At 66.8% G+C, this 23,312-nt stretch carries 26 protein-coding genes and 5 pseudogenes; 15 read left to right on the plus strand and 16 right to left on the minus strand.

Annotated features, from left to right (window positions below; all coding sequences use genetic code 11):
* Positions 1 to 470 precede the first annotated feature (470 nt).
* The 6 genes and pseudogenes from GEV07_21520 to GEV07_21545 all read right to left on the minus strand — a co-directional run bounded on the left by GEV07_21520 (position 471) and on the right by GEV07_21545 (position 6,237).
* A pseudogene (locus GEV07_21520) lies at positions 471 to 860 on the minus strand (transposase).
* Positions 860 to 2,048: pseudogene (locus GEV07_21525) on the minus strand (DDE-type integrase/transposase/recombinase). The pseudogenes GEV07_21520 and GEV07_21525 overlap by 1 nt, the downstream one beginning before the upstream one ends.
* Positions 2,049 to 3,021: 973 nt before the next feature.
* A complete protein-coding gene (locus GEV07_21530) occupies positions 3,022 to 3,453 on the minus strand; it encodes a hypothetical protein (protein MQA05195.1) in 432 nt (143 codons plus the stop codon).
* A gap of 78 nt (positions 3,454 to 3,531) precedes the next feature.
* Positions 3,532 to 4,236: an MOSC domain-containing protein gene (locus GEV07_21535; GenBank protein MQA05196.1), complete on the minus strand. Its 705-nt coding sequence runs from the start codon at positions 4,234 to 4,236 to the stop codon at positions 3,532 to 3,534.
* Positions 4,237 to 4,307: 71 nt separating this feature from the next.
* Positions 4,308 to 5,303 carry an adenosine deaminase gene (gene add, locus GEV07_21540; protein ID MQA05197.1) on the minus strand — a complete coding sequence of 332 codons (996 nt, stop codon included), beginning with the start codon at positions 5,301 to 5,303 and terminating at the stop codon, positions 4,308 to 4,310.
* Positions 5,282 to 6,237: pseudogene (locus GEV07_21545) on the minus strand (nucleoside hydrolase). The gene add and the pseudogene GEV07_21545 overlap by 22 nt, the downstream one beginning before the upstream one ends.
* Positions 6,238 to 6,368: 131 nt before the next feature.
* On the opposite strand from GEV07_21545, the gene GEV07_21550 reads away from it, so the two are divergent.
* The 3 genes from GEV07_21550 (at position 6,369) to GEV07_21560 (ending at position 9,084) form a co-directional block, all read left to right on the plus strand.
* Positions 6,369 to 7,391 (plus strand): substrate-binding domain-containing protein, encoded by a 1,023-nt coding sequence (locus GEV07_21550; GenBank protein MQA05198.1) that lies wholly within the window; start codon positions 6,369 to 6,371, stop codon positions 7,389 to 7,391.
* Positions 7,388 to 7,753, plus strand: coding sequence for a gamma-glutamylcyclotransferase (locus GEV07_21555; protein MQA05199.1), 366 nt, complete (start codon positions 7,388 to 7,390; stop codon positions 7,751 to 7,753). Before GEV07_21550 ends, GEV07_21555 begins: the two co-directional genes overlap by 4 nt.
* Positions 7,754 to 8,343: 590 nt before the next feature.
* Positions 8,344 to 9,084 (plus strand): alpha/beta fold hydrolase, encoded by a 741-nt coding sequence (locus GEV07_21560; GenBank protein MQA05200.1) that lies wholly within the window; start codon positions 8,344 to 8,346, stop codon positions 9,082 to 9,084.
* Here GEV07_21560 and GEV07_21565 read toward each other — a convergent pair.
* Positions 9,081 to 9,788 (minus strand): FCD domain-containing protein, encoded by a 708-nt coding sequence (locus GEV07_21565; protein ID MQA05201.1) that lies wholly within the window; start codon positions 9,786 to 9,788, stop codon positions 9,081 to 9,083. The genes GEV07_21560 and GEV07_21565 overlap by 4 nt on opposite strands.
* A 104-nt stretch (positions 9,789 to 9,892) precedes the next feature.
* Between GEV07_21565 and GEV07_21570 the strand changes: the two genes are divergently transcribed.
* The 9 genes from GEV07_21570 to GEV07_21610 all read left to right on the plus strand — a co-directional run bounded on the left by GEV07_21570 (position 9,893) and on the right by GEV07_21610 (position 17,311).
* Positions 9,893 to 11,290, plus strand: a complete 1,398-nt coding sequence (locus GEV07_21570) for an MFS transporter (GenBank protein ID MQA05202.1) — start codon at positions 9,893 to 9,895, stop codon at positions 11,288 to 11,290.
* Positions 11,173 to 12,453, plus strand: a complete 1,281-nt coding sequence (locus GEV07_21575; GenBank protein ID MQA05203.1) for an FAD-dependent oxidoreductase — start codon at positions 11,173 to 11,175, stop codon at positions 12,451 to 12,453. Before GEV07_21570 ends, GEV07_21575 begins: the two co-directional genes overlap by 118 nt.
* Positions 12,454 to 12,459: 6 nt before the next feature.
* Complete coding sequence (locus GEV07_21580) at positions 12,460 to 12,657, plus strand: ferredoxin (GenBank protein MQA05204.1); 198 nt, start codon at positions 12,460 to 12,462, stop codon at positions 12,655 to 12,657.
* Between the two features lie 22 nt (positions 12,658 to 12,679).
* A complete protein-coding gene (locus tag GEV07_21585) occupies positions 12,680 to 13,831 on the plus strand; it encodes an amidohydrolase family protein (protein ID MQA05205.1) in 1,152 nt (383 codons plus the stop codon).
* A gap of 67 nt (positions 13,832 to 13,898) precedes the next feature.
* A complete protein-coding gene (locus GEV07_21590) occupies positions 13,899 to 14,309 on the plus strand; it encodes a Rieske 2Fe-2S domain-containing protein (protein MQA05206.1) in 411 nt (136 codons plus the stop codon).
* Between the two features lie 12 nt (positions 14,310 to 14,321).
* Entirely contained in the window at positions 14,322 to 14,570 is a 249-nt protein-coding gene (locus tag GEV07_21595) for a hypothetical protein (protein MQA05207.1), read from the plus strand.
* Positions 14,571 to 14,584: 14 nt separating this feature from the next.
* Complete coding sequence (locus GEV07_21600; GenBank protein MQA05208.1) at positions 14,585 to 15,691, plus strand: zinc-binding dehydrogenase; 1,107 nt, start codon at positions 14,585 to 14,587, stop codon at positions 15,689 to 15,691.
* Positions 15,692 to 15,934: 243 nt separating this feature from the next.
* Positions 15,935 to 16,360 (plus strand): DUF262 domain-containing protein, encoded by a 426-nt coding sequence (locus GEV07_21605; GenBank protein ID MQA05209.1) that lies wholly within the window; start codon positions 15,935 to 15,937, stop codon positions 16,358 to 16,360.
* A 162-nt stretch (positions 16,361 to 16,522) separates the two neighbouring features.
* Entirely contained in the window at positions 16,523 to 17,311 is a 789-nt protein-coding gene (locus GEV07_21610; protein MQA05210.1) for a hypothetical protein, read from the plus strand.
* A 202-nt stretch (positions 17,312 to 17,513) separates the two neighbouring features.
* Here GEV07_21610 and GEV07_21615 read toward each other — a convergent pair.
* Both GEV07_21615 and GEV07_21620 read right to left on the minus strand, forming a co-directional pair.
* Positions 17,514 to 17,987: pseudogene (locus GEV07_21615) on the minus strand (hypothetical protein).
* Positions 17,988 to 18,101: 114 nt separating this feature from the next.
* Entirely contained in the window at positions 18,102 to 18,341 is a 240-nt protein-coding gene (locus GEV07_21620) for a hypothetical protein (GenBank protein MQA05211.1), read from the minus strand.
* A gap of 206 nt (positions 18,342 to 18,547) precedes the next feature.
* Between GEV07_21620 and GEV07_21625 the strand changes: the two are divergent.
* The 3 genes and pseudogenes from GEV07_21625 (at position 18,548) to GEV07_21635 (ending at position 19,734) form a co-directional block, all read left to right on the plus strand.
* Positions 18,548 to 18,987, plus strand: a pseudogene (locus GEV07_21625) (hypothetical protein).
* A 17-nt stretch (positions 18,988 to 19,004) separates the two neighbouring features.
* Entirely contained in the window at positions 19,005 to 19,337 is a 333-nt protein-coding gene (locus GEV07_21630; protein MQA05212.1) for a hypothetical protein, read from the plus strand.
* A 157-nt stretch (positions 19,338 to 19,494) separates the two neighbouring features.
* Complete coding sequence (locus GEV07_21635) at positions 19,495 to 19,734, plus strand: hypothetical protein (GenBank protein ID MQA05213.1); 240 nt, start codon at positions 19,495 to 19,497, stop codon at positions 19,732 to 19,734.
* Here GEV07_21635 and GEV07_21640 read toward each other — a convergent pair.
* The 7 genes from GEV07_21640 to GEV07_21670 all read right to left on the minus strand — a co-directional run bounded on the left by GEV07_21640 (position 19,671) and on the right by GEV07_21670 (position 23,231).
* Positions 19,671 to 20,375 (minus strand): hypothetical protein, encoded by a 705-nt coding sequence (locus GEV07_21640; protein ID MQA05214.1) that lies wholly within the window; start codon positions 20,373 to 20,375, stop codon positions 19,671 to 19,673. The genes GEV07_21635 and GEV07_21640 overlap by 64 nt on opposite strands.
* Positions 20,311 to 20,541: a hypothetical protein gene (locus GEV07_21645; GenBank protein ID MQA05215.1), complete on the minus strand. Its 231-nt coding sequence runs from the start codon at positions 20,539 to 20,541 to the stop codon at positions 20,311 to 20,313. The genes GEV07_21640 and GEV07_21645 overlap by 65 nt, the downstream gene beginning before the upstream one ends.
* Positions 20,507 to 20,782: a hypothetical protein gene (locus GEV07_21650; protein MQA05216.1), complete on the minus strand. Its 276-nt coding sequence runs from the start codon at positions 20,780 to 20,782 to the stop codon at positions 20,507 to 20,509. The genes GEV07_21645 and GEV07_21650 overlap by 35 nt, the downstream gene beginning before the upstream one ends.
* Positions 20,783 to 20,966: 184 nt before the next feature.
* Positions 20,967 to 21,176 (minus strand): hypothetical protein, encoded by a 210-nt coding sequence (locus GEV07_21655; GenBank protein ID MQA05217.1) that lies wholly within the window; start codon positions 21,174 to 21,176, stop codon positions 20,967 to 20,969.
* 144 nt (positions 21,177 to 21,320) lie between these two features.
* Positions 21,321 to 21,842, minus strand: a complete 522-nt coding sequence (locus GEV07_21660) for a hypothetical protein (protein ID MQA05218.1) — start codon at positions 21,840 to 21,842, stop codon at positions 21,321 to 21,323.
* Complete coding sequence (locus GEV07_21665; GenBank protein MQA05219.1) at positions 21,452 to 22,291, minus strand: hypothetical protein; 840 nt, start codon at positions 22,289 to 22,291, stop codon at positions 21,452 to 21,454. The genes GEV07_21660 and GEV07_21665 overlap by 391 nt, the downstream gene beginning before the upstream one ends.
* A 145-nt stretch (positions 22,292 to 22,436) precedes the next feature.
* Positions 22,437 to 23,231, minus strand: coding sequence for a helix-turn-helix domain-containing protein (locus GEV07_21670; protein ID MQA05220.1), 795 nt, complete (start codon positions 23,229 to 23,231; stop codon positions 22,437 to 22,439).
* Positions 23,232 to 23,312: the final 81 nt, after the last annotated feature.

A 23,312-nucleotide genomic window follows, 5' to 3' on the forward strand; every position in this document is an offset into this window, starting at 1 on the left:
CTCGCCCCGCGAAATCCGTCGGTGCCTCAAGCGCTACATCGCCCGCCAGCTCTACCGACAAATGACGGCACTATCCGCTCACCCGACCGGGTAAGCACAGATGCTGATCTTGTTGGCTTGACACCAGACATAGAAGCGTCAGGCCAGCGATTCGGTGGACCAGGCCGGTGCCGGCGACCACGACGACATATCCAAGGCGAAGGCGCGACCACGTGGCCGGCCAATGAGTTTTTCGGGTCAGTCATGGTCACCGGCACCGACACTGGCAGCGATCACCGAGATGACCGCGGCAATCAACCGGTTAGGCGGTTGCGTGTTGGATAACCAGCCGACCGTGCGTCCTCCACAGCGACAGACTCGCTTCCTGCCCGACCGAAGTCCAACGGTGAGAGAAAGTCAGCCCGGACAAACGACCCAGTCCGCACCGGTGGCGCCCATGGCTTGGGCTACCAGATCTGAGTCTCACAGCGGGTCTTGCCGGTGCCGGGTGGACCGAGGAAGATCACGTTCTCCCTGGCGGTGACGAAGTCGAGGGTGCCCAGGTGCGCGATCGTCTCGCGGTGCAGACCGCGGGCGTGATCGAAGTCGAACTCCTCCAGGCTCTTGCGGGGCGGGAACCGGGCGGCGCGGATGCCGCCTTCACCGCCGTGGGCCTCCCGGGCAACGACCTCGCGTTGCAGGCAGGCGACGAGGAACTCCTCATGCGTCCACGACTCCGTGCGAGCGCCGTCGGCGAGCCGGTCCACCGACTCGCGCAGGGTCGGCGCCTTCAACGCTCGGGTGAGATAGGCGAGCTCGGCAGCAGTGTCCCGCGCCGGCGTCTTGGTCTTCGCACGCGTTGTCGCGCGGGTGGTGGCCATCACGCCACCCCACCTTCAACGGCGCCAGTGATGGTCTCGGTGAGGCCGCGCGCGGCGTCGTAGTCGGTGAGCCGACGGTCCTCGACGTCTGCGTCGCCGTTGGGTTCGCCAGACGCCGTGGTGGTGGCGCGGACGAGGTCGAGGTGACTGCGGCGCAGCGTCTTGGCCGCCGCGGCGTGGGTGGGGTCAGTGATGCTCAGGTGCTTGGCCCAGACCCGCTCGTGGTCGGCAACGGCCTTGCCCTCGCAGAGTACCCGGACCCGGTCCAGGTCGGCGATCACCTCGACCCGGCGGCCGATCACCGCGGGGTGCACCGAGTAGTCGTTGCTATCGAGTCGCACGTAGTGGTCGCGGCCCAGCCGGCTCGAGCACCGCCAGCCGACCGCCGGCGCGACCGGCGGCAACGCCAGCATTGCCTGAGTGTCCGCAGTGACCCGGTCGCTCGGGGCGCAGCCCAGCGCTCGCCGCGGACGCCGGTTCGCGATCACCAGCCAGTCGGCCAGCTGGGAGTTGAAGTCGCCCGGCGCGGTGAAGGTTCGGCCGGGCAGGAACGATCGCTCCAGCCAGTCGTGCGCGCGTTCGACCAGGCCCTTGGCCTCCGGATCCGCCGGACGGCAGATGATCACCTTCGTGCCGAGGGTGCCGCGGAACGCCTGGCACTGTTCAGTGGGCTCGACCCGGCCGACGCGCCACCGCCCGATCGCGGACTCGCCGTCCCAGACCAGCACCCGCGGTGTCGCACCCAGCCGCTGCAGCAGGCTCCACCAGCCCGCGAACAGGTCCTCCGCCCCGCCGGCTCGGCAGCAACAGCGCCAGCAGCCAGCGGGAATACCCACACACCATCGTGAGCACCGGCAACTGCGCAGCGGACCGGGCCTGCCCGAACCCGACCGCCACCTCGGTCGGCGGGAACCACAGGTCGCACTGCGCAATCTCCCCAGCCACGTACTGGGTCCGGCTGGCCGGGTCCGGTGGCAAGAACACCGGCCGCAGCTCCCGGATCTGCGGCTCGACCGCGTCCACGATCGACCCCGTTCGGTGCCGCTGGTACCTCGGTTGGCGCATCCGAGGCCAGCGCACGCTTCACCGTGTTCTTCGAACACCCACCACCCTGGCGATCACCTTGATCGGCATCCCCTCCGCACGATGCAACCGGCGGATCTCAGCCCAGTCCTCCACGGACAACACCCCTTCTCCACCTCCCGGCTCGACTCGAGCCAGGATCCGAGCAAAAGGGGTGAACATTCGGGCGTCGACACGGGGTCAGTTTTCACGCGTCGGCGACAGTAACGATCCGCGGCGAACTGCAGCAGAAACTGGGAGGCGGTCAGGAGCCCTGTCACCGTGCCAGGTGCGAGCTGGCGAGCGTCACTGCGTCGGCGGCGGCAGTCGGTTCTGTGCTGTGGGCATGCCCCCTCGACAGCAGCTGGGAGCTGGTGGTACGGCGCGACAGAACCGCGTGTGCATGCAGTGCTTGCCGTCGTCGCCGACAACACTGCCTGGTCCCCACAGTCGCGCCGGCGTGCGGCGCAGCGGAAGCGGCGGTAGTGGCGTCGCGGCCTGCGTCGCGAACGCGGGGAGGCGGGTGCGCGCCGGCACGATGGTGATTCACCCGCCGCCAGCTATCCCGCCGCATTGGTTGCGAAATGTGCTCCTCGTTGACAGCCCGGGCGCTGATACCGGCCAGCGACCTCCTCGGCGTCTTCCTGCGCCAACGGTCAGGACTCGACAGCTACGCCGCGTCGCCTGGCCCGCCACCTCAGCCGCATTCATCGGCCACAACCGCCATGACGAAGTACCGATGACCGGTAGAAGCCAAGAACACGCTCTAGCCCTGGCTATCCCGACGACCGGGCAGAGCCAGCAGGGCGTGCCAGTCGGCGGGCCTCGCCTTCGCTGGCGACCACCCGGGCGGCGAGGTCGCGGATCTTGATGCTGCGGCTCTGCGAGGTGCGGGCGAGCAGGGTGGCCAGTGCCTCAGACAGCAAGGAGTCGACGACCTCGGCGTCGATCCGAGCGATAGGGAACGTGCTTGTTGATCTTCGTCAGGTAACCGCGGCGGGTAGTCGGATCGACGTCCAGAACAATGGAGCGGCGACAACCAGGGTAATCAACCCGGTGATCATGCGACGTCGGTCCGGACGATCCGCGGTACGCAGTGTCACAATCCCATGCGGGTCCCCTTCAGGATGCCGATCATCAGCGCCGCCATGGCCAGGAGCCCGAGACAGCGGCTCACCGGCATCACCTTCGCCAGGAATGCCCCGACCGCGAGCACGATCCAACCGATCAGGATGGCGCCGTTGAGCGGGGCCACTACCCACTCCGTCGTGGTGTAGACATCGCGGACCAGGCTGGCCGCCCGCTGCACACCGTACGGACGGCGCCGACAGATCTGCTGGGCGAGATGGATGACGCCCGGGAAGAGTGCGATGTTGCCGGCGAGGAAGAGGGCGTACGCCCACCGCATCCGGCCCGACTGCTGCAGAAAGGCCGCCAGCTGCTCCGGGAAGAAGAAGGGGACCCCGACCCGACCAGCACGCCGGCGAGCATCGCGATCGGGCCCAGGATCAGCGAAGCGGCCGCGAGCCAAGGACCGGGGAAGCCTGGCAGGTCCGCTTGATGTTGGGCGTTCACTTCGCCAAGTCCGTCAACCTGCTGGCGCATCATGTCACTTCTCGCCCTCACTGCCGGGCGTGACGGCGTCCGGGTGTGTCGACGATGACGGCTCGGTGCGTACGTCGTCGCCGGCGTTGATGTGCCCGGGACGGATGATGGAGGCGTAGACGCCGATCCGGTTGTTGTGTTGCCGGGCGACGGTCCTCAACATCTCGCGGTTGATCATGCCGGTAGCCGGATCCACGTTGACGATCACGCAGCGGGGATCTCTGCGGTCGATCCGGATGGCTGCGTCGCCGATGTGCAGGGTCGAGCCGATCCAGTCGTCCTCTGTGAACGGACGGTCAACCGTCGGCTCGACCAGCAGGTTGGGGCGGAATCGCCGCCCGTCGTCGGAGACTCCGGCGCGCGCGGCGAGCTCGCTGACCGTTGTCGTCGTGATGATGGACAGGGGCATCGAGTCGAACGTGCCGCGATCGAGCCGCATGGGTCGGAGGTTGTCGCCGAGTCGGCTGGTGAGAGACGGGTCGGTGACGGACATGATGTCCCCATCGGGGCACAGCACGTCGACGGCCGACGCCTCGGGCCGGTCCGGTTCTCGTAGTCGCGGCCGGTACAAGCACATCCGCGGGTGTTCGCGGATCGTCTGCCACGGAAAGCCGTTGGTCTCCTGTCCCGGGCGTACGAACGCCCACCGGCGGTCACCGAGCAGACCGTGCCAGGAAAGTTCCGCGGCTTCGAAGGTCTCGGCCGCCATGGACTTTACCGGGTATCGCCAGATCGCTCGTACTCGTCCGATTCTCGTCGACGACGGCCTTGTGAAGGATCTCAATCTCGTGGTCTCATCCCTGTCGGTGGTGCGACCTTTCTGTACGGGTCTCCGAACGCGGCCTCCCGTGCATACGTCTGGGTCCGTGACCGCTCCGCAAGTTCCCAGCCGTGGACCATCGCGAGGTCGCCGAGTTCGCGGTCGAGCGTGGTGTCGGCTGTCGTCCTGGCGTCGGTGGACACGGTCACCCGCGCGCCGCGGCGAAGCAGCGCGTCGACGGGATGCTGCTCGAGGCTGGGAACGGCTCGGGTGAGGACGTTGCAGCGGGGGCATGTCTCCAATGCGATGCCCTGGCGGACCAGCCGGTCCACGAGTACGGGATCACCGACCGCGCGCACACCGTGACCGATGCGCCGGGCGCCGAGAATATCGAGCGCCTCCCAGACGCTGGCCGGTCCCACCGCCTCGCCGGCGTGCACCGTCACGGGCAGACCAGCCCGGTGGGCCAGGTCGAACGCCTCGACGTGCGGGGCGCCGGGAAGCGCCTCGTCCCCGGCGAGGTCGAGCCCGGCGACGAGTCCGCGTCGGTGTACGGCGGTGTCGGCGACCTCGAGGCTCACGTCGGGGCTCTGGTGTCGCAGGCAGCACAGTAGCAACGCGGTTTGCACGCCTGTCGTGGACTCGCCGTCGGCCAGACCGCGAGCGACAGCGGACACGGCGTCGTCGATGGTCAGGTCGAGACGCGTGTGCAGCTGCGGTGCGAACCTGGCCTCGCCGTAGGTCACGTCGTCACGGTGCCAGTCCTCGACGAGCTCGCGCGCCGCTCGGTGCAGGGCATCGCCGGTCTGTAGGACGTCGACGGCGACGTCGATGTAGGGCAGGAACGCTCGCAGGCTGCCGACGTCGGGAGGTGCCACAGCCAGCGTAGATATCGGTCCGTTGAGCGTGAACCCGGCAGAACGTGCGAGGTCGGCGATCGTTTCCGGGCGCACACTGGCGTCGAGGTGGCAGTGCAGCTCGTAGCGTGAACCGGTCACGGCGCCAATCCTCGGCACGACGGTGCCGCCGCAACGTCGACGAAGCAGGTGTCGACCAGCAACTGGGCGAATCGATCGGCGTCGAGGCGGCGCACCAGTCGTACGTTGGCAGCGCCGGCGTTCAGGCGGCGGTCGATGACGAGCTGACCACGAACCTGATCGACGAGGGCTTCCTCGGACTCGGTGACGATGTCGGGTTCGAGGACGGTTGCCATCGTGGCGGGGTCGGGGAGATCGTAGCCGTCCAGTACGGTGACGCCGGCCGCCCAATCGGCGACCTTGCTGTTGATGTCGTCGACGAACCGCGACAGCGGAGTGTCGAGGGCACGCAGCCTGCCTTGGAGTTCCGAAGTGATGACCGCGTCACGGCGGGCGGCGTCCCAGCCGACGAAGGTCACCCGCTCGGGAGTTGCGGCCGCGAGCCCGACCGCCGCAGCCTCGGGATCTGCCCACACGTTGAACTCCGCGGTGGCGCCGATGTTGCCGACCGCGTCGCCGTTGCCGGCCATGCAGACGATGTGACGGAACCGTTCCAGCAATGCGCGGTCGCGTAGCAGTGCGGCTGCGACGTTGGTCAGCGGCCCGAGGGTGACGAGGGTGAGCGATCCGGCGGGGTGTTCGCGTGACAGCCGGAGCAACCGTGCTCTGCCTGGGCGCTGCTTCGCGGCTCGGCCAGCTCCGTCTCGCCCATCCCGTCGCGGCCATGCACGTGCTGTGCCGAGCAGAAGGGGCGGACCATCGGCCGGTCGCAACCCGCGAACACGGGAACGTGGCCGGCGCACCCGAGATCAAGGGTGATCAGGGCGTTGCGGGTGGCCTGCTCGACCGGGACGTTGCCTGCCACGGTGGTCACGGCGACGAGCTCGGCATCGGGCGACAGCGCCGCGAGGAGGAGCGCGACCGCGTCGTCCGACGCGGTGTCGGTGTCGACGACCAGGACGGGCCTGGTCATGGCGGCACGATCACGACTCACCGACGACAGCGTGGCAGCCAGACGGCAACCGGCCATTGGATCCTCTAATCGATTAGACTACGCTGAGCTTGCAACGGGAGCCGGGCGAGTGTCAAGACACCGGAGGATCTATGGGACGACCGACGCTCCGCGACGTCGCCGAGCGTGCCGGTACCTCGACGGCGGTGGTCAGCTATGTGCTCAACAGTGGCCCCCGTCCTGTGGCGGAGGCCACCCGGATCCGGGTGCAGCAGGCGATCGCCGACCTAGGTTACCGGCCGGACAGCCTGGCGCGCGCCATGCGGGCGCGCCGCACCGAGACGATCGGCCTGGTGGTCCCGGACCTCGGCAAGGCCTTCTTCGCCGAGCTCACCGCGGCGGTGGAGAGTGCCGTGTCCGCCGGGGGCAGGCGGCTGCTGGTGGCGGCCAGCCAGTTCAGCGCAGACCGCGAGATGCAGCAGGTCCGTGCTCTGGTAGACGCCCGGGTGGATGGCGTGCTCCTGGCCCCCAGTGAGAACGACGGGTCCGCGCCGAGCTGGCTGGCGTCGAACTCCGTACCGCACGTCGTGATGCACCGCTATGTGGCCGGCGCGATCAACGTCGTCGGTCGCGACATCGAAGCCGGACGGATGGCCACGCGGCACTTGGTGGAGCACGGCCACCGCGCGATCGCCTGCCTGACCGGTCCGTCGGCCGATTCGCCGGTCGACCGCCGGGCACGTGGCTACCGGGACACGATGGGCACGCTGGACGGACCGGCACCCGAGACCTGGTCCCGCACTTGCGATTACGCGAACCTGAATCGGTCGGCCTATCTCGAGACCCGTGATCTCCTCGTCCACTCACCCGAGGTGACCGCGATCTGCGCTACGACGGACGAGTACGCTGTCGGCGCTCTGCGCGCTGCTGCCGAGCTGGGCAGGCGGGTCGGCGACGACCTGGCACTCGTCGGCATCGACGGCACGATGCTGTCTGCGTACCTCACCCCGGCGCTCACCGTTCTGAGAGCGCCGTTCGGCGAGATCGGCGCCGAAGCGGTCGACGCACTACTGGCGTCCACAGATGGCAAGCAGGCGGCAGGGCGAGAGCTGGATCTCGAGCTCATCCGCCGGCGCAGCTGCGGCTGCGCGCACGAGAGAACGGAGCAGACATGAGCAACTTGCTGTTCTCCTATGGCACGCTGCAGCGTGTCGCCGTACAGAAGGCGACGTTCGGGCGCCGTCTGCCCGGGGTCGCCGACGCCGTGATCGGCCACGTCCTGAGCGAGGTGCGGGTCACCGACCCGGCCGTCATCGCCGCCAGCGGATCCGACGTTCACCCGATGCTGCTACCGTCAGCCGATCCCGATGCAGTCGTCGAAGGCACCGTATTCGAGCTGGACGACGACGACCTCGCTGCGGCCGACGCCTACGAGGACGATGCCTACACCCGATCGCGATACACGCTGCGATCGGGCAGAAGAGCCTGGATCTACGCGCTGGCGACAGCCAACCCGCACCGAAACGATGACTCGTAGGCGGGGCGGCGGGCTCGGCGGCCTGCAATGAGCTCGATGCAGCACAGTGGGCGGCGGCGCCTTCGAGCAGCCGCTGCGCCGCCGTCTGCCGAGCCAGGTCTCCGGCTCGGCAGAATGCACTGTCGGAAGTTCACCACCGGCGACGCCACACTCTTGACCCCTGACGAATGAGACCCAAGGCCTCTCCACGCCCTGTACGTCCGCTGAGCGATCCCCGATCGGGCACGCCGCCGGTCAGGTCGTGCCGAGCGGGAGCCTGCTGCTCATGTTGAGTATCACCTCGCCGTAGGGCAGGACGTGGGACCAGAACAACGGGGTCAGGCCACACTGGTCCTCGAGGTGCGGGCACGTCAGCCCATTCCGGTTCGGCGAGCAGGTCTTGGAGCACGAGCGTTTTCACGTAGACGAGCGCAGCTTGCAGGATCCGCAGGCTGGCGGCCAGGCCGCCACCCTTGCCGTAGAAGGTGACCGCGTTGGCGCGTTCCAGGACTCGACGACGTTCAGGCCCTCGTGGGTCGCCCGCTGCAATCCGCGGCCGGCGCGGGAGACCGAAAGCCGGCTGCCCCTTGAAGGGCGTGGGACCATCGAGTATGGGCGGGCACGAGTGGGCGGACGGCGTGGTCCTCACTGCCTATGGGCCGCTGCACTACCGGACCATCGGGCGGGGCCCGCTGCTGATCGCCTTGCACGGCATCCAGGGCACCGCGGGTGTGTGGACAGACGTGGGGAGCAGGCTCGCGATGCGTTACACCGTGGTGGCCCCGAACCTGCGTGGCCGCAAGCCTTCCGTCGTCCCTACCGAGCGGCAGCGTTACTCGATGCGGTGTTTCGCGGCCGACGTGCGTGCCGTGATCGAGGCGGTCGGTGAGCCGGTCGCCCTCATCGGGTGGAGCATGGGAGTGCTGGTGACCCTCGAGTACCTGCGCCAGGGTTGGCCGATGCCACGTGCGCTCGTGCTGATAGGCGGTACCGCGCACCTGGCCGACATCCGATGGTTCGAGGGGCGGTCGGACGAGGAGGTGGTCTCGGAAGCGCGGGAGCGCGCCTTCCGGCTCGGCCTCACCGAGGCCGCCGACCCGTACGCCGTGGCCGCCAGCTGGTGGCATGCGAGCCGGGCCGACTACCGATCGACGTTGAGCTCCCTTCAGGTGCCGTGCCTACTGTTGCACGGCGACAACGACGACCAATGCCCGCCGGAACACGCCGAGGCGCTCGCTGCGCGACTACCCGACGCAGAGCTGCGGATGTGGCCAGGCGGCGGTCATAGCTTGATGGGCGCCGACCCGGCCGGTTTCGCAGCCGCTGTGGACACGTTCGTCGCGCGACACTAGGAGCCTACGACCGACAGGATCGCGCGCTCGAAACCCTTCACGTGATCGACCATCAGTGTGCGTGCCGCTTCGCCCTCGCCGGCCAGGATGTGCTCGAGGATGGGGACCAGCTCACTGACGTGGTCGGTGATCTCGGGTAGCCGATCGAGGAACACGTGCCAGATCCGGATGATCAGGTTGTAGTACTGGGTGAGCGTCGTCTCCAGGTAGGTGTTGCGTGCGCTCCGGTAGACCGCGCGGTGCACGGCGCTGTCGAAGTCGATCTGCTCGGTGGCGGCCGTGCCGCGTTTGTCGGCGTCCTCGAGCAGCTGACGTAGCTGTTCGCGCTGCGCGAGGTTCGCTCTCGCCGCGGCCAGCTCGGCTGCCACACCCTCCAGCTGGCAGCGCACCTCGGTGAGCACCGCCAGGTCGGTCAGGTGGACGTCGGTGGCGAAGACCCCCCGACGGGGATAGACGTTAACCAGCCACTCGGCTTCCAGCCTCTTGATGGCCTCGCGCACGGGGGTGCGTCCCACACCGAGCTGCTTGGTCAGCTGGTCCTCGCGAACTGGTGCGCCCGGTGGGATGACCGCCCTGATCAGCAGGTCCCGAATTTCGGCATACGCGATCTCGTATAGCGACCGGCGCTCGTTCTCCGGCTGGGTTACCAGCTGCTCGGCGTTGACTCGCTGCGACACCTGTCTTATGGTACAGCCACGTCTCATATATCAGTTACCGACGTTACGTCGACACCCTTGACGCGAAGGAGGCAGATCCACCGGGGGAGAACGGCCTGCTCAAGTCAACGATGACGATCGGAGCACCAGTCATGGCGTACCACGCCGGATCGGGTCCCTCACCTGGAGATGTCTCCCGCGTAGGCGACGCCGCCGCGAGGGACCTCACCGGGAGGCTGGAACGGCTCCCCCTCACCCGGTACCAGAAGCGGCTGTTCGTGATCATCGCGACCGCGTGGTTGTTCGACTCGATGGATCTCGCCGCGCTCACCTTCGTGCTCGCGCCGATCAGCTCCGAGTTCGCGCTGACGGCCTGGCAGGCGGGAATGCTGGCGAGCGGGAGCTTCGTCGGGATGGCCGTAGGTGCCAGCACCGCTGGTGCGCTCGCGGACCGTTTCGGGCGTCGACCCGTCTTCACCACCAGCATGCTCTGCTGGGGACTCGCTAGCTTCATCGCCGCCTTCTCCTGGGACTTCACCTCGCTGTTGATATGTCGGTTCTTCATCGGGTTCGGCATGGGTGCCGAGTTCCCCGTCGCGCAGTCGTTGCTGGCCGAGTTCGTCCCGTCGAAGGTCAGGGGGCGCTACCTCGGTTACCTCGAGGGTTTCTGGCCGCTTGGGTTCATCACCTGCGGCGCGGTCTCGCTTGTCCTCGTGCCGACGCTGGGTTGGCGTAGCCTCTACGTGCTCTTGGGAGTGCTCTCGCTGTATGCCCTGTACCTGCGACGTTCGATCCCCGAGTCGGTGCGCTGGTACGTCGTGAAGGGACGGCACGGCGATGCGTCGAGGACCCTCGACGAGATCGAGGAAAAGGTCGCTACCGCGTACGGGCAGCCGCTACCGCCGGTAGAAGACGTTCCCGCGAGCGCCGAAGCCTCCGGTCGCGCGCCAGTGATGGAGCTGTTGGGCCGTTCGTATCGAGTCCGCACCGTCATGATCTGGACCCTCTGGTTCTGCGTCCTGCTCGGCTACTACGGGATCACCACGTGGCAGGCGAAGCTGCTCGCCGACGGCGGCATGACGGTGGCGAAGTCGATCGGGTTCGTCCTGGGGACGGCGCTGTGCGGCATCCCCGGCTTCTTGATCGCGTCGTGGCTGCTGGAACGCATCGGCCGGCGGCCGACGATCGTCGGGTTCGTGCTGCTCAGCGCGATCGCCGCCTACGCCTACGGCCAGATGGGCACAACCGTCGGGCTGGTCATCGTCGGCTGCTTTATGCAGTTCTGCTTCTTCGGTATGTGGTCGGCGCTCTACGCGTACACCCCCGAGATCTTCGCCACCAGGTTCCGGGCGACGGGGTGCGGTACAGCCTCGACCTTCGGCCGCATCGGTGCCGTGGTCGGGCCTTTGATCATGCCGACCGTACTGGCCGCATGGGGGAACGGTGCCGCCTTCGCGGTTGCCGCCGTGTTCATGGCGATCGGGGCGGTGACGGTAGCCGTGCTCGGGCCGGAAACCAGGAACAAGAAACTCGAGGAGGTCTCTGCGTGACGCGGGACGTCGTCGTGGTGGGTGGCGGGGTTGCGGCTCACCGGTGCGCCCTGGAGCTGCGCCGCCTCGGCCATGACGGCACGGTCACCGTGATCAGCGGAGAGCGACACCCACCCTACGACCGCACCTTCCTGTCGAAGGACATGCTGGTCGAGGACGTCGACCTGGTGCCTCTGGCGCCGCGATCGGAGTACACCGACCAGGGCATCGAGCTGCTGCTCGACGTGACGGCAGTCGCGTTGGACGCCGATGCCCGACGAGTCCAGCTCAGTGACGACACCGCGAGACGCTACGACAGCCTGGTGCTGTGCGTCGGCGGCCGACCGGTCCTGCCGCCTGCCCTGGATGCCCCGGGCGTGGCAGTGATGCGCGAGGCCACCCACCTGGATCGGCTGCGGGCGATCCTCGCCCGCGGTGGCCAACTCGTGGTGATCGGTGGGGGCTTCATCGGTGGTGAGGTGGCCAGTGCCGCGGTAACGCGCGGGCTCGACGTGACGCTCGTCGAGCAGGCCGGTGCTCCGCTCGAGGCGATGCTCGGTGCCGAGGTAGGCACGCGAGTAGCCGCCCTGCACCGCGAGCGCGGCGTCAAGGTAGTGACCGGCGTCGGAGCGAGGGCGGTCAGCGCGAGCCAGTCCGGCTACCGAGTCGATCTCGATGACGGGACCACGTTGTCCGCCGACGCCGTGGTCGTCGGGGTCGGCATGGCCCCAGCAACCGACTGGCTGACGGGCTCGGGTCTCGAGCTCGACCACGGCATCGTCACCGACGCCAGCTGTCGTACCTCGGTGGACTCGGTGTTCGCCGCCGGCGACTGCGCGCGTTGGTGGCATCCTGCCTACGAGAGTCTGTGCCGGGTCGAGCACTGGGACACGGCCGGGCGCCACGGCACTGCAGTGGCCAAGACAGTGCTCGGCTCGGCCGAACCTTTCATGCCACTGCCGTTCGTCTGGTCCGATCAGCATGGCGTGAAGCTCCAGTGGGCTGGTCGGGCGGCTGGTTGGGATGACGTGCGAGTCGAAGGTGACGACCCGGCACGGTTCGTAGCTCGGTACTACCGGTCGGGGCAGCTGATCGGTGTGTTCGTATCCGGCCAGCCCCGCGAGTTCGCGAAGGCTCGCAAGGAGCTCGCGGCGTCGATGTGTCCGCCCGACCAGGGGAGGTAATGGACGTTGGCCATCACTGTCGACATCGACCGGGAGGTGTGCATCGGCTCGGGTAACTGCGTGCACATCTCCGAGGGCAGCATCGAGCTCGACGACGACGGTGTCGCCACCGTCGTCGACGCCGAGCGCGCCACGATCGACCAGCTCAGGCGGGCGGCTCGGTCCTGCCCCACCGCCGCGATCACCATCGACGGCGAGCAGTGAGAACGGGAGGAGTACCACAACGATGACGCAACTAGAGACACGTCAACGCCCGAGCTCGGCCGCGGCCTCCGAATCTCTCGAGGATGTCCTCATCGTGGACACCGACGTGCATGTCCACGAGTCGCCTGGCGAGCTCGCGCCGTACGCCGACATGCCGTGGCGGGTCGCGCTGGAGCACATCAAGGACAACCGGGAGAGCTACCTGGACATCCCGAGCTTCTCCCCGGGCGTCTCCGACGGCAGCTACCAGGCAAAGTGGCCCACGGCCCACGAGGGCGCCCGGATGGTGTGGACGCAGGAGCAGATGCGACTCGAGCTCGACCAGCTCAACGTCGACCTGGGTCTGCTGTTCCCCGACCACCTGTTGAAGCTACCCGTGCTGACCCAGGTGGATTACGCGACGGCCATCGCGCGTGCGTACAACCGTTGGCTTGCCGAACACTGGGCATCGCAAGCGAAGGGGCTGCTCGGGTTGATCGTGGTGGCCAACCATGACCCGGAGGACGCTGCGCGAGAGATCTACCGCTATGCCGACAACCCTGACTTCGCCGGCGCCTACCTCCCGTGCGCCGGCCTCGACATCCTGTGGGGCAACCGGAAGTACGACCCGATCTACCGGGCGGCACAGGACACGGGGACGCCGCTGCTGCTGCACAGCGTCACGGTGACCCATCCGGTGTTCCCCTTCAACAACCACGCCTTCGACACCGAGCTGGCCCGGCACGCGACGAGCCACACGTTCTCGATCATGTCCAATCTTGTCGACCTGGTGACCCGAGGGACGTTCGTGAGGTTCCCAGAGGTCCGGTTCGCCGTCTCAGAGGCAGGCGTGTCCTGGATGCCGTGGCTGATGCTGCGGTTGAACAAGGAGTACATGGAACGGCGCCGCGATGTGCCGTTCCTCAAGCATCCGCCGAGCCATTACCTCAAGCAGGTGTACGTGTGCACCCAACCGATCGAGGAACCGGAGAACCTCCAAGACCTGGTGACCTTGATCGACTTGTTCGACGGCGAGGATCGGACGATGTTCGCCTCGGACTGGCCGCACCACGACTTCGACCATCCGATGAAGCTGGATCAGGTGCCGCTGTCCGAAGACGCCCGACGCAAGATCTTCGGCGAGAACGCGATGCGGTACCTAGGCATCGACGCGACAGGGAAGAAGCTGCGCTAGTGGGTCAGTTGAAGGAGGGGACGTGACGGACAGCGTCATTGAATCGAGGAATGCGCGCGACACCCTCGTGCGTAAGTCGGCAGAAGGATTTCGCGTCGCGACGGAGCTCGAACCGGAGGACGGCAGGAAGCGGTACCGAGCCGGAGCACTGGCCGACTTTCCCGAAGGGCATCACGAGGTCGTGGTGGTGGGTGCGCGGCAGATCGGCGTGTTCAACATCAAAGGCACGCTGTATGCCCTGCCCAACATCTGCCCGCATCAGACCGGGCCCGTGTGTGAGGCGAAGCGGGTGACCGGGACGTTGACGGCCGACGGCGACCACAAACCGCAGTGGGTGTACGACAACGAGGTCGTGCAGTGTCCCTGGCATGGGCTGGAGTACCACGTCCCCACGGGCCAGTGCCTGGCCTACGAGCACATCAAGATCCGCCGCTACCGGGTCGAGGTATCCGGTGACGACGTGATCCTCCGGATGTGACGGGAGGACCTGGTGACGGAACGCATATCCCGGCAGGTCGACGGCCCGCTCGCGGTGCGCGAGGAGGAGACCGCCTACCTGGTCGTGCTCGAAAGTGATGAGACCGACTGGCTCGTCCGGTTCGACAAGGCCGACGACTTCGAGGCCGAGGAATGGGCCGAGCACATGGTCCGGACGTACAACGAACGCTTGCTGTCCGAGGACGACGAGTTCTATCGCATCACCGCCCGGCCACCCGAGATTCGCCCTGGGGCGCGTTGAGAGGAGGGCGCAGGATGCGTTGTCGCGCTGCGGTGTTGGCAGAACCGAACTCCAGGATGACCGTCGAGACCGTGCGGATCGACGAGCCAGGACCGGGCGAGGTACTGGTTCGTATGGGTGCCGCGAGCCTGTGCCATACGGACCTCGAGGTGATCGAGGGCAGCCTCGTCTACCCCATGCCCATCGTGCTCGGCCACGAGGGCGCGGGCACGATCGAGGCGGTCGGTGCAGGTGTCGACGAGAGTCGGCGTGGCCAGCGCGTCGTGCTGTCCTGGAACCCCCATTGCGGGCGGTGCTTCTACTGCGAGGACGGGCAGCCAATTCTCTGTGAACGTTACCGCGAGCTCGGTGGGCGAGCGGTCGCCTTCGACGGGACCCCGAAGCTCCACCATGGGAACAGCTCGGTGCACACGATGTTCTACATCGCTGCGTTCGCCGAATACGCCGTAGTCACCGCCGATTGCGCCGTCTCCATCCCGGATGAGATGCCGCTCGATCGGGCCTGTCTGCTCGGATGTGCGGTGCTCACCGGCGTCGGCGCGGCATCGCGCATCGGCCGCGTCACCTACGGTGAGACGGTCACCGTGGTCGGTTGCGGAGCCGTCGGGTTGAGCGCCGTGCACGGTGCGCGTCTCGCCGGCGCGGCACAGATCGTGGCGATCGACCGCGATCCGACCAGGCTGGCTGCGGCATCGCGTATGGGTGCGACCCAGACCGTCGATGCGGCGCATCAAGACCCTGTCGAGGCGGTTCGCGAGATCACCGCCGGTCGAGGTGCCGACTGCGTCGTCGAATCGGCGGGCAACGAACCGGCCTTCCGTACGTCCGTGGAGGTTGCCAGGGTCGGTGGCCGGATCGTCTGGCTGGGCAAGGTCGGCGTCGACGAGGAAGTCGCGTTCCGCTGGGGATCGCTCATGGGCGAGAAGCAGATCACTCGGTGCAGCTACGGGGGTGCCCGCGTGCAGGCCGACATTCCCGCCCTGGCCCGCTCCTACCTCGACGGCCGGCTGCTACTCGACGAGTTGCTCACGGCCAGGATCACATTGGACGACATCAACCACGGCTTCGACGAGCTGCGCAGCGGCCGCGCCATCCGTTCCGTCGTCACCTTCGACTCGTGAGCACGGCCCGGGCGGTCGGGCGAGCCTGCCGATCCTGGTAGCGAACGGGGAGGACGCCGAACCTACGGCAGGCGGTCCGTGTCGTCAGCTGGGTGTCGGCGAGTCGCGCACATTTCAGTGCCAGCAGAACATGTGCACGTCGTCCGAACTCGTGATCGGCGGACAACCGCCCCTATCGCGTTGCACGATGGTCTTGTGGCTCGAGCGAGGAGCCGCCGCCGCCTTGGACGCGGGAGGACTGCCATGATTCTGTTCGAGACCGATAAGAAGCCGCTGACCTACTTCCTCGACCAGATCGAGAACCGCGATCTCGCTCTCCCGGACTTCCAGCGCAGTTTCGTCTGGGATCCGGGTGCCACCCGTGAGCTAGTGGTCTCCATCATCCGGGGCTTCCCGGCGGGCGCCCTGCTACTGATGCAAGGGGGCGCGCAGGTCTTCGCGCCGCGTGCGGTTGAGGAGGCACCTGAACTGAACGGGCCGCCGTCGTACCTCGTACTGGACGGCCAGCAGCGCATGAGTTCGCTTTACCAGGCGTTCTCCGGCAAGGGCAGCCATCGAGCGGGCCAAACGGTGAAAAGAACTGTCGAGCCAGGCGCGCGATCTCATGCTGCCCCTATCGAGCCTGCGATTGTTTGGCGACTGGCGCGACGAGGTTCTCGAGGAACGTGAGGTATTGACAGCGAGGTCAAGAAGCTCCGCAAGACCCTCAATGAGGCATTCGCGCATGATGTGCAGCTGCGACAGATGTAGAAGGCCGCTCGCGAGACCCATCCGGTTCTGGCCGACTTCGACATCGACCCCTACTACATCCTCCAAGTCGTTGCAGTCCGTGTGAAGGGTACGCCGAAGCGGTCATCTGTGCTCAATCTTGAGATCGACGAGATCACGGCCAACTGGGACGCGGCGGTCACTGGCATGGCCGAGGGGCTTCGGCTGCTTCAAGACGAGTGCGGCGTTCTGACGCTCAAGTGGCTCGGCTGTACCACGATGCTCCTCACGTTGGCAGCGGTGCGGGACCGGGTGTCGAGAGCTGCTGGACCAGCGATCGGGCACCGTCGCGCGAAGCTGAAGCGCTGGTTCTGGTGCTCGGCGTTCGCCGGTGCCTACGAGAACGCGCCGAACACCGTCACAGAGCAGGACGTCGTCGCATTGCGGCGATGGTTAGACGGTGGTGAGGCTCCCGCTGTCGTAGCGGACTTCTCGTTCGAAGCTCGCTGGTGGCGAGGGGTTTCGTACCGCAACCGCGCTCTTTATCGGTCTACGATCGCGCTCACCATGCGTGGGACTCCGCTGGACTTCCACCAGGGGAGGAAGCTGACCAAGGCAGTCATCGACGGCGACAGTGTCGACGACCATCACATCTTCCCGCGAGGGTTTCTGGAGGACTCACGGCAGGCTGGACCGGTCGACAGTGTCTTGAACCACACACTGATTGACAAGATCACCAACATTCGGATCGGCAAGAAGGCACCCAGTGTCTATATTCAGGATATGGCGACGGAGCTCGGTGAGAAGCTGGTGATGGAGATCCTGGAGAGCCATGGCTTGCCGGGCGACGTCAACGGCTCGCTGCGTAGCAACGACTTCGCAGCCTTCTCACCTGGCGGCTCACGCACCTAGCCGCACAGCTGGAAGCGGTGACGGGCGGCATGATCTCGCGCGACTCCGTCGTGGAACCTAGGCAAGCGGAGGACACTGCGGAGCAACGGTTTGCCGAGCTTGAGGGAAGTCACCCGGCGGACTAGGCAGCACGACCGCCCTCTTCGGGTAGATGCACGTGTTCACATCGGCGCTGGCACTGGCTCGCAATCCGCTAGCTGCTTTACTCGGCCGCTGGAAGCAACTCGCTCGGGCGGCCGTGCCAGCTCACTGGGAGGTCGCCCCGAGCCTTGTTGCCGCTACGAACACACGGGATCGTTCGCGGGCTCGTTCTTGCGTACAGGGAACGATTCCGTCGCTGAGGCCGGCGATGATGATCCGTTGGTACTCCAGCCCTTTGAACCGGTGCATTGTGCCGACATGGACACCGTCAGCGCGGGCGAGTCCGTCGGCTCCGACCTCGGCTGCCTTGATCCCCTGGTCGAGCAGTTGCTGGACGATCTCGGTGACCGTCTCCCTAGGTCGGAACCGCGACCGCAGTGGTACCGGATTCGCCGGCATGTCGACAAGCTAGCCGATCTGATGGTTTCCCCTGGTCAAACTGGGTGCCCCCGGCAGGAATCGAACCTGCGACACACGGTTTAGGAAGAACCTGGACCACTCGGTCTGGGTCATCTACCTGCGACAACGCCCTCATCTCGAGCCTCGGAACCCACTCTAGCCACAGGGCTGGACGGCATTTCGCGCCACGTTTGATGCCACGGCTCGAGCAACTTGGCGCGTTGGTTCGACGTTGGCTCGGACCAGTTCCTCAGGGGTGGTTCGGACTCGGAGCTGGACCAAGACATTCGACTCGGTAGCGCAAACCTGACACGTCGTTGTCTTCTGCAGGGACGTGACTGGGGTAGACATCCACGATGATCGTTCCATCGTCGTAGGTGTCCACATAGGACTGCCAGGTGAAATCTTCCTGGATCACGCCATCTTCGGCGCTGAACGCCAGTCTGGCTACGTCTACGGGGTCGGTGATGTCTGGACGATCCATGGTCATGCGTCCAACATACGGTCTACTGACATGGTCGAGGCGGACTTTGCGACATCTGTATGCAGCTCGACGTCACCGGCGTCGACTCAATCCTGTGCTACGCAAATGTGCTCGGAACGCAGCCGTCCTCGCTGTCCGTTGGCCCACCCCGCCCACCGCCGCCGGGTAGCGACCGGACGATTCACTCCCATCCGGAGGGGTAGTGGTCCGGAATGACGTCGATCGGCTACACCCTGATGACCGAGCCGGCGCCTCTTGTGCGTCTAGTCGACCACGCCGAGCACGCCGGGTTCGACTTCGCGGTGATGAGTGACCACCACTCTCCCTGGCTCGAGAGCGAGGGCCACTCGCTCAACGCCTGGCCCGTCAGCTGTCCGATCATGCGATACCACCCTGCCGTGGTCGCACAACGAGCCGCGCCGGTCGATCTGCCCGAGGGTGGGTTTTCCCTTGGCCCAGTACGTGCGCCCGGAGGGTGCGGCTGCGGCAATCCCGTGCGGCCCCGACGTCGAGCCCTATGCCAGCGCCGTACAACGGTTCGTCGACGCCGGATACACCCACATCGCGCTCGTCCAGGTCCGGGGGAGACAGCCAGCCTGCCCTCCTGGGCCGGGCGAAGCAGGAGCTACTCCCCCGAGCGCGTTCCCTTTGACCCAGGAGGTGGCGACGATGGAAGACGCATCCGCACTCGTTCCCGGCTACGACTCGCTCCCCCTGAGTGAGCTCCAGCACCGGGTCAGGTCGCTGGACGAGACCGAGCTTCGCACGCTGGTCGAGTACGAACAGACCCACGCGAACCGTACCGGTGTCCTCGAGCTGTTGACCGCACGGATGGACGAGCTCACTCGTGGCGCGGAGCCTTCCGGCGGTAGCCAGCAGAGCACGTCCGAACCCTCGGCGACCAGCAAGGGGTCCCCGGTTCGACCGGACACCGGCGCCGACCTGCATACTCCGCAACGGCACGGCAAACCTGACCAGACCCCGCGTAGAGGCAGGCCGTAATCCTCCCTGGGCCGGGAGACGCGTCCCGGGTCGAAGCGAGGCTCGTACACGTGGCGTGGCTCTTCGAGGAGTTGACCGCCAGGTTGTCCGGTTAACGCGGTCCACCGCGGGTAGCTAGAGGCGCTACGTCACAGCAACGAGGAGGAGGCGAGCAGCTATGGCGACATGCAGCGTATGCGGGAACGACTACGACAAGGCGTTCACCGTCCAGATGTGGGACGGAACCAGCCGGACCTACGACAGCGTCGAGTGCGCGGCGCACGTACTAGCGCCGAGGTGCGGGCACTGTGAGTGCCAGATCCTCGGACACGGCGTGGAGGTACACGGTCAGGTCTACTGCTGTCGACACTGTGCCGACGCGATGGTTGGCAGCTCGCCGATCACCGACAGAGCGTGACGCCGGCGCCTGTGGCATCGTCTCCGGGTCGCCTGCGGTGCTATTCGACGTCTATCGTGATGGTTACGCAGCTCTGCTGCAGGACGGCTGGACCCGCTAGCGCGAAGCCGGTGGGTAGGGGATCGCGCACGTAGACGCGGGCGTCGGTCCAACCGGTGCCGAGCTCGTACACTCGCGCTTCGTCGAAGTGTTCGGGGTCCAGCGCGGGTAGGTACTCGGCTACCACCTGTTCGAGAGCGTCCGCATCGAGTTCGCCGCTGGGACAGGGGACGAGCACCTCGTATGTCTGGCCGCGGTACCGCATGTCGCACCAGCGTTCGAAGACGACGTCCGCCCGACAGCAGACCGAGCGCACACAACGTTCCCGGGTGTGGGGGCACGACGACCGTGCGGATTCCGAGGCTGTGGGCGAGCTCGCGCGCGTGCAGGGCACCGGCACCGCCGAAGGCGGCGAGCGCGAAGTCACGTGGGTCATCGCCGCGTTCCCGCAGCGCCACACGGATCGCGCCGTCCATCGACGCGTCGACGACGGTCAACACACCTGCCGCTGCATCGTCGGTTGCGAGGCCGAGCGGCTTAGCCAACCGGTCGGCAATCGCCTTCTCCGCGAGGTCGGCACGCAGGTCGAGTCGCCCGGCCAGGCTGTGTGGGCGACAACCGGCCGAGGGCTACGTGCGCGTCGGTGACGGTGGGTTCCTCGCCACCCTGCCCGTACGCCGCAGGGCCCGGCTCGGACCCTGCACTGTGCGGGCCGACCCGCAGTGCACCGCCTTCAACATAGGCGACCGAGGCGCCGCCAGCGCCGATCGCGTCGACCTTCGATGCTAGGCAGGCGGACTGGGAGGTCGCCGATCGACAGCTCGGTCGCGACGCGCGGCGCGAAGTCCGTGACCAACGAGATGTCGGCGCTGGTACCTCCGATGTCGAGACCGATGAGGTTCGGCAGCTCGAACGCACGTGCGAGCCGCTCGAGCGCGACGACGCCGGCCACGGGCACCGACAGGGCGAGCGTGACCGGTCGCAGCCTGGCGAGCGCAGGTGTCTGCATCCCGCCATTCGACTGACTGACGAACACGTCGTAGGTAGCGGTCGATGAGCGGCATCAGGGCAGCGTTGAGGGTCGTCGTCGCGGACCGCTCGTACTCTCTGACCTCGCGCATCAGCGATGCGGACGTGCATACGCGCGACAGCGCCAACTTTTGCCGAACGCAGTCGCGCGAGCAATTCGTCGATCACCCCAGTATCGAGCGCATCGACCAGGTTCGTCCGATCTCCAGGACGTCGCCGAACCCCTCTGTCGCAACGACCGCTGTGGGTGCGAGCCCGCGCTCGATGATGGCGTCGGTTGCAAGTGTCGTGCCGTGGAGCACGAGCCGGATCCTTGCCGGGGAGATGCCGCGAAGCACCGCAGCAGCGGGATCGCTGCGCGACGACGAGATCATCGAGCAGTGGGCATCGGGGTGTCGAGGTCGACGGCGACGATGTCGGTGAACGTGCCGCCGATGCCCACACCCACGCACCAACCGCTGCTTATCGCTTCGCCTCCACCAGGTCCAGTCCGTAGTCGTCGGCCGATCGCCCCCGTGTCACGCCAGCCGCAGGTCGGCGGCGGCGATGACCGGATCACGTAGTCGCGGATCCCCTAACCCACCGCCGCCCTGAGCTCGCACGGTCGGCACATCACCGGCCCGCGGGCGCAGCACGACGACCTTGCCGGCTATACGAACGAGGTCTTCTCCCGGTCGTTCAAGCAGCAACTCACCCGGTGCGCCCTCGCCGCCACCGAGCAGTCCAGGCACGGCGAACTGCATCCGGTCGAACTGCGCCGAGAACTCACAGTCGGCGAGAACGACAAGGCGTCGCTCCAGCCCGGGGCCGCCCTGGAAGAGGCGATCGGGTCCATCCTGTCCCGGTCTGCCGCCCCAGCCGCCCACACCGATCTCGAACAGGACGCGGGCAGCGCCCGCCCCATTCCGACGACTGAGGATGGTGACGTTGGAGTTCCCGTAATGGTGTGCGACGACCGACCCACAACCGGTGCAGGGTGCCTGGGGTTCAGCACGCAACCCTCGGGCGCGATGACTTCGATCGGTTCGTAATTGCCGCAGATCGGACTGCGGGTCACGCCCAGCTGCTGAACGACTTGCTCACCGGCGAGCACCCGGCTGGGGAGGCCGGCGCACTCGCAGTTCGACTCCGTCTGGACGAAGGTGCTGCGCACCGCATCATCACGGTGACGCCGACCCGTGGATCCACCCCTGACACCGCAGCACGACGTCGCACCCAAGCCGTAACGGCTGCGATGCGCCGCTTCAGCGACATCAGGGGGTGGAAGATACTGGCAGATACCGCCGAACCCAACGATGTCCAGATCGGGATCAGCCGCACCTGCACGCCTGCCTCCGACTACCGGCGACGGTACCGTGAGCTGAGGAAGTGTCTGGACCTCGCCAACCGCGCCAACCCGGCCGTCCGTACGGTGGTCGCCGAACAGTGGCATGTCCACACCATGCTGATGCATACCGCCGACGATGACGACGTCAGGGACCGCGCTCACCAACTACTCGACCTCGTACTCGCCGAGGGTGACGACCGCCTGCTGATCTCGCGAGCGACTCACCGGACTCGACCTCCGTGACCTGCAAAACCTGGTAGAGCTACAGCTCGCCCCGATTCACCGGCGAGCTTCGTCGGGACTCGCCCTAGTCGCTTTGACTGAGCTGCGGTTGCGCCGAGACCGCGCGCGAGATGCTCCGCGCTGTCGCGACCAACGCTGGAAGCACGGATTGCACGACGGGTTCGTCGAGTCCGTAGGTGATCGAGAGCGCGGCTATGACGTTGTCCGCACGATCCCGGATCGCTGTCGCCACGCCGCCTCCGAGCGGATTGATGGTCCCGTCCGCGACCGCGTACCGCCGTGCTCGCACCTCCGCAAGGATGGTGCGTAGCTCTGCCGATGACGTCACCGTTCGGTCGGTGTAGCGTCGCAACGGACGGGCCAGGATCGACTCCTGGAACTCGGGATCCGAGTAGGCCAGCATCAACAGCCCGGGCGATGTCGCGTGTATCGGAAGCCGGCCGCCGATCTGACTGATGTTCGGCACCTCGTTGTGGGAAGCCAACCGTTCGAGGACGAGCACCTCACCGGCGGCCAGGATGGACAGCGAGGTGTGCTGCCTGACAGCGACCTGCAGGTCCTCCATGAACGGCATCGCGACCTCGCGCAGCCGTAGGACGTGCGAAGACCGCACACCGATCTCCCACAGGCTGGTGCCGATCCGGTAGACCTTCTGCTCGTTTCGCTCCAGGAGCCCTAGATCGACGAGCTCCCTCGTGATCCGGTACGCGGTAGGTAGTGGTAGGTCCGCGGCCCAAGCGATCTCCGTGAGGCTCATCTCGACACGGGCCGGGTCGAAGAGTTTCAGTATTCGGAAGGCCCGGTGCAGGACCGAGTTGCCCTTGCCAGTCACCCCGCCTCCTCGATCACAGCACGTCAATCACCAAACACCCATGGTCAGCTAGCCGCCAGACGCGTCATGGCGATCATCGCACCAGTCCGGGTCGGCGAGCCAGGGTTC

The organism is Streptosporangiales bacterium (assembly GCA_009379825.1).
In the GTDB taxonomy this organism is placed as follows: Bacteria; Actinomycetota; Actinomycetes; order Streptosporangiales; family WHST01; genus WHST01.